Genomic DNA, 805 nt, shown 5'->3' with positions numbered 1-805 from the left:
CTTCCAATGTATCAATTGACTTCTTCGAGATCTTATCAATCGTTAACCTATATCCGTTATTGTTGTGAATGAGTGGATTCTTATAATTATCAATTTTTTTTATTTTTAGAATTTCATCTGGGCTGTAACTGTACTCACACAAGAAAAAATTGGCGATACATACTCTCTTTAGCAAGCTCGGTGATCTTTTTTGAGATTCCCATAAACTAATCATTGATTGCGTAACATCTTGGAATGAAACGTGTGATAACGAAAGTATGTCGACTAAGTCCTTCTGTGAATAGTTATTTTTTACTCTATGATATTTCAGTGCCTTTCCGAATTCTTTTTTACTGAACAATGGTTAATCCTTGGCAATTTTCAAGAAAAACAAATTTATGATTGTTCATTTTAAACATGACGTGCTGTATCAAAAAACCTCAATCCCCGATTAATCGTTCTTATTCCCGATACATTCATTGGCAGACTAGCAAGCGACTTGAGCAGTACTCTCCAAACTGACTAATATTTATAGGTCGGCTGAAAACAAAGCCTTGAACACATTGAAAGTTCATATTTTCTATCATTGTTAATGTGTTTTTGTCGTCTACCCCTTCTGCCACTGTGTATATTCCGTGATCATTAAATGTAGCGACTAGCAACATCACAAGTTTTCTCACTATCGAATAGTTCGAATTCAATATCGAGCGGTCAAACTTAACTTCATCTATGTAAAAATCGAGAAACTTATCTAGGTTTGAATTCTCTATACCAAAATCATCTATTGATATCTTCGAGCCTAGCAATTTTATTTCGTTTATTTTTG

At 33.5% G+C, this 805-nt stretch carries 2 protein-coding genes; both read right to left on the bottom strand.

The genetic code is table 11. From position 1 onward, the window contains the following. On the bottom strand, positions 1-340 hold a 340-nt coding region (locus BCT81_RS29560), incomplete at its 3' end, for a helix-turn-helix transcriptional regulator (protein ID WP_206748004.1). A 115-nt stretch (positions 341-455) separates the two neighbouring features. Continuing rightward, a partial coding sequence (locus tag BCT81_RS05290; RefSeq protein WP_133152564.1) for an EAL domain-containing protein occupies positions 456-805 on the bottom strand: 350 nt, incomplete at its 5' end.

The organism is Vibrio sp. 10N.261.52.A1 (assembly GCF_002876325.1).
Lineage (GTDB): Bacteria > Pseudomonadota > Gammaproteobacteria > Enterobacterales > Vibrionaceae > Vibrio > Vibrio chagasii.
This window is presented reverse-complemented; position numbering and strand designations above follow the sequence as displayed.